Origin of the sequence: Corallococcus llansteffanensis, from assembly GCF_003612055.1 — a bacterium.
Classification (GTDB): domain Bacteria; phylum Myxococcota; class Myxococcia; order Myxococcales; family Myxococcaceae; genus Corallococcus; species Corallococcus llansteffanensis.
In genome coordinates this window covers 1-5178 of the sequence record NZ_RAWB01000652.1, presented here as the reverse complement: position 1 = coordinate 5178, position 5178 = coordinate 1, and the positions used below count along the sequence as shown (strand labels likewise).

General features: G+C 72.0%; 2 protein-coding genes. One reads left to right on the top strand and one right to left on the bottom strand.

The window, feature by feature from the left end; translation table 11 throughout:
* A partial coding sequence (locus D7V93_RS37375; RefSeq protein ID WP_158623948.1) for an alcohol dehydrogenase catalytic domain-containing protein occupies positions 1 to 186 on the bottom strand: 186 nt, incomplete at its 3' end.
* A 239-nt stretch (positions 187 to 425) separates the two neighbouring features.
* Between D7V93_RS37375 and D7V93_RS37370 the strand changes: the two genes are divergently transcribed.
* On the top strand, positions 426 to 5178 hold a 4753-nt coding region (locus tag D7V93_RS37370; RefSeq protein WP_120647881.1), incomplete at its 3' end, for an ATP-binding protein.

Below are 5178 nucleotides of genomic sequence, written 5' to 3'. Positions count from 1 at the left end.
GCCCAGCACCGCGGGGAAGGCGAACCGGCCCGCGCCCGCCCGGTACGTGAGGTCGGTGTGACAGATGCCGCTCGCGGTCACCCGCACCCGCAGCTCCCCCTCACGCGGCGACTCCAGCTCGACCTCGTCGATGAGGAAGGGGCCCTTCACTGACCGCAGCAGCGCGGCACGCACCGGAAGACTCATGTCACCATCTTATTGGCATTCCGCCAACAATGTCGCCCTGATGAGATTTCACGCGGCGTCTTCGGGAGGAATGGCTGCCTGCCTCGACAGGGAGCACGCAGGCGGCGGCGTCTGAAACATTCCAGCGATGCGCCGGAGATTCGTCGTCGCGGAGCCTTCCGGAATTGCAGTTGAGGTCTCAACCTTCATCTCGCACGCGCCGCTCGGTCCAGCAGTGCGTGTGATAGCGAACGCTCTCGATGAGCACCTCGACCCTCCCGCGCGCAACGGCGGCCGACGCCCCCGCCACCCCTGAGACATCGGACGCGGCGCACGCCGAGAGCGCGGCGGTGCTCGCGGGCGGAGGCGAGATGGGCGCGCTCATGCGCTCCATCGACTGGACGAAGACGCCCGTGGGGGCGCCGGAGACGTGGCCGCAGTCGCTGCGCACGGCGGTCAGCATCCTGCTCGAGTCGCGCTTCCCCATGTACATCGCGTGGGGGCCGCAGCTGGTCCAGTTCTACAACGACGGGTACCGGCCGGTGCTGGGCGCGACGAAGCACCCGGCCGCCATGGGCCACAGCGCGCAGAGCACCTTCGCGGAGAGCTGGCACATCATCGGCCCGATGTTCGAGGGCGTGAGGCAGGGCACGGCGGTCGGCTCCGAGGACTGGATGCTGCCGCTGGACCGCAACGGCTACCTGGAGGAGTGCTACTTCACCTATTCCTACAGCCCCATCCGGGATGAGAGCGGCGGCGTCGCGGGCGTGCTGGTCACCCTCACGGAGACCACCGGCCGGGTGCTGGGCGAGCGGCGGCTGCGGACGCTGAGGGACCTGGCGGCACGGGCGGGGACGGTCAAGCGCGAGCAGGACGCCTGGCGCGAAGCGGCGCTCGCATTGGAGAGCAACGACTTCGACGTTCCCTTCGCCCTGCTGTACCGCCAGCCAGACGCGGGCGGGAGCCCGGAGCTGGTGGCGACGGCGGGCTTCGGGCTGGACGCCGCGGCCCCCACCCACCTCTTCGACACGGAGATGGTCGGCGCCCAGGGGCCGCGGTTCGTCCCGGATGTGCGCGCGCGCTTCGGGGAGCTGCCCGGCGGAAGGTGGCCCGAGTCTCCCCAGGCGGCCTGGGTCTTCCCCATCACCCGCGCGGGCGCCGAGCTCCCCTACGGCTTCCTCGTCGCGGGCTTGAGCGCGAGGCGCGCCCCGGACGACGACTACCGCGGGTTCCTGGAGCTGGTGGCGGACCACATCGCGACGGCGCTGGGCAACGCGCGCGCCCACGAAGAGGAGAAGAAGCGGGCGGAGGCGCTGGCGGAGATCGACCGCGCGAAGACGGCCTTCTTCAGCAACGTCAGCCACGAGTTCCGCACGCCGCTGACCCTGATGCTGGGCCCCATCGAGGATGGCCTCGCGGACGCCCAGCAGCCGCTCCCCCCGGCGCAGCGCGAGCGCCAGGAGGTGGTGCGCCGCAACGGCCTGCGCCTGCAGAAGCTGGTCAACACGCTGCTCGACTTCGCCCGCCTGGAGGCAGGGCGCGCCCAGGTGTCGTTCGTCCCGACGGACCTCTCCGCGCTCACCGTGGACCTGGCGAGCAACTTCGACTCCGCGGTGGCGTCCGCCGGGCTCAAGCTGTGCGTGGACTGCCCGGCGCTGCCCGAGCCCGTCTACGTGGACCCCTCCCTGTGGGAGAAGGTTGTCCTGAACCTCCTCTCCAACGCCTTCAAGTTCACCTTCGAGGGCGAGGTCCGCCTCGCGCTGAAGTGGCTTGGGGAGCACGTGGAGTTCACCGTCGAGGACACGGGCACCGGCATCCCGGAGGAGGAGCTGCCCCGCATCTTCGAGCGCTTCCACCGCGTGGCGGGCGCCCGGGGGCGCAGCCACGAGGGCACCGGCATCGGGCTCGCGCTGGTGCAGGAACTGGTGCACCTGCACGGTGGACGGGTGACGGTGACCAGCACGCTCGGCAAGGGGAGCTGCTTCCGCATCCTCCTGCCCACCGGCTCCGCGCACCTGCCCCAGAAGCCGGGCGCGCCGGTGCGGACGCTCACGTCCACCGGCATCGGCCCCGGCGCGTTCCTCGCGGAGGTCTCCCAGTGGAATGAGGCCGGGCCGGCGCCCGTCGCGGCGCTGTCCACCGCCCACGCCGGCGTCCGCGTGCTGGTGGCGGACGACAACGCCGACATGCGCGCCTACCTCTCACGGCTCCTGGCGCCGCACTGGAGCGTGGAGGCGGTGAGCGACGGCGGGCTGGCGCTCGCCGCCGCGCGGGCCCGCCCGCCCGACCTCATCCTCTCCGACGTGATGATGCCGGGGGTGAACGGCCTGCAGCTGGTCCAGGCCCTGCGCGAGGACGAGCGCACCCGCGCCATTCCCATCATCCTCCTGTCCGCGCGCGCGGGCGAGGAGGCCACCATCGAGGGGCTCAACAGCGGCGCGGACGACTACCTCGTCAAGCCCTTCTCCGCGAACGAGCTCATCGCACGCATCAACGCCCAGCTCACGGTCGCGCGGCTCCGGCAGGAGGCGCTCCTCGCGGAGCAAGCGCACGTGGCGGAGGCCGAGCGGCTTCTCGAGGCGTCGCGGCGCGCCACCCGCCTGCGCGAGGAGACGCTCGCCGTCGTCAGCCACGACCTGCGCTCGCCCCTGAGCGCCATCCGCGCCGCCACCGAGCTGATCCAGCGGTTGCCCGCTGAAACGGACGCGACCGCCCGCGCGCGCAAGCACGCTGACTCCATCCGGCGCTCCGTGGACCGGATGAACCGGCTCATCGAGGACCTGCTCGACGTGGCGAGCATCGACGCCGGAACGCTCGCCATCGACGTGCGCCCGCAGCCGGTCGCGGACCTGGTCCGCGATGTGCGGGAGATCTTCGAGCCCCAGGCGACGGACCGGGGCCTGCGGCTCATCGTGGAGCAGGAGCCCGGGCTCACCCTGTGGTGCGACAAGGAGCGCCTCCTCCAGGCGCTCGGCAACCTCCTCTCCAACGCGCTGAAGTTCACCCCGTCCGGGGGCAGCCTCCACCTGCGGGTGGGCACCGAGCCGGGCACGGGCGACCTGCGCTTCAGCGTGACGGACACCGGCCCGGGCATCCCCGCCAGCGTGCAACCGCACCTCTTCGACCGCTACTGGCACGCGGCGCAGAAGAGGCGCGAGGGCCATGGCCTGGGCCTCTCCATCACGAAGGGCATCGTGGAGAGCCACGGCGGGCGCATCTGGGTGGAGAGCCCCCCCGGCCTGGGCGCCACCTTCAGCTTCGCCCTCCCGCGTGAACAGCAGCCCCGGGCCGTCCCGGCGGCGGCCCCGCACGACGCTCCTGCCTCGCCCCCGCCGCTTTCGCGACCGGCCGTGGAGGAGCCCTTCATCCAGCACGGCGGGGAGATGGGCGCCCTGATGCGGGCCCATGACTGGTCGGGCAACTCGCTGGGCCCGCTCGCGGCCTGGCCCCAGTCGCTGCGGACGTCCGTCAGCACGATGCTGCGCTCGCCCTACCCCATCATCCTGTTCTGGGGCCCGGAGCTGCGCATGCTCTACAACGACCCGTTCCGGCCCATCCTGGGGGCGAAGCATCCCCAGACCGTGGGCGCGCGCGGGAGCGAGGCGCTCGTCGAGGAGTGGGCCCTGCTGGGCCCGTTGATCCAGCGAGCCCAGGACACGGGCGAGCCCATCTACATCGAGGACGGGAACGTCAACTTCGCGCGCCGCCCCGGCGGCCTCCGGGAGGAGTCCTACTTCACCTGGTCCTACAACCCGACCATCGGCGAGTCGGGGGAGATCGCCGGGCTCTTCGCCATCGCGAGCGAAACGACGCGGCAGGTGGTGGGAGACCGCCGGCTGGCCATCCTCCGGGAGCTGTCCATCCGGACGGCGCTGGACAAGACGGTCGACGGCATCTTCCGCTCGCTGGACGAGGTCCTCGCGCAGGCGGGGCACGACCTGCCCTTCGCGCTGCTCTACATCGTCAAGCCGGAGGGGGCGCACCTGGTGAGCTGCGCGGGCCTGGAGCGCGGGGGGCCCGCCGCGCCCGTGACGCTGGCGCCGGGCGACACGGCGTCCTGGCCGCTCGCGAGCGTCGCGCGGGCGCGGCAGGAGGCGCTGGTCGAGGACCTGGCGCAGCGCTTCGGCCCCCTTCCCGGCGGCCCCTGGCCCGAGCCCACGACGCGCGCCCTCGTCCTGCCGGTGCCCATGGGCGCGGAGACGGAGACCCTGGCGGTGCTCGTGGCGGGCCTGAGCCCCCTGCGCGTGCTGGACGACGAGTACCGCGGCTTCCTTCAGCTCCTGGCGCGGCAGCTGTCCGCCAGCATCTCCAGCGCCCGCGCCTACGAGCAGGAGAAGCAGCGGGCCGAGGAGCTGGCCCGGCTGGACGCGGCGAAGACCGCGTTCTTCAGCAATGTCAGCCACGAGTTCCGCACGCCGCTCACGCTCATCCTCGGCCCCGTCGAGGACGCGCTGGCCGGCGCGAAGAAGTCGTTGGACGCGGAGCAGCTCGAGCTCGTGCGCCGCAATGCCTTGCGGCTCTACAAGATGGTCAACACCCTGCTCGACTTCTCCCGCATGGAGGCGGGACGGGCCCAGGCCAGCTACGTGCCCGTGGACCTGTCTGTCTTCACCACGAGCCTCGCGAGCGCCTTCCAGTCCGCGGTGGAGAGCGCGGGCCTGCGGCTGGTGGTGGACTGCCCGCCCCTGCCCGAGCCCCTCTACGTCGACCCGGAGATGTGGGAGAAGGCTGTCTTGAACCTGCTCTCCAACGCGGTGAAGTACACCTACCACGGGGAGATCCGCGTGAGCCTGCGCTGGGAGGACGCGCAGGCGGTCCTCCGTGTCCAGGACACGGGGGTGGGCATCCCCGAGGAGGAGCTGCCGCGCGTCTTCGAGCGCTTCTACCGCGTCCGCGTCACCCAGGGCCGCAGCCACGAGGGGACGGGCATCGGCCTCGCGCTGGTGCAGGAGCTGGTGAAGCTTCACGGGGGCAGCGTCGGGGTGACGAGCCAGCTGGGGAAGGGCACCACCT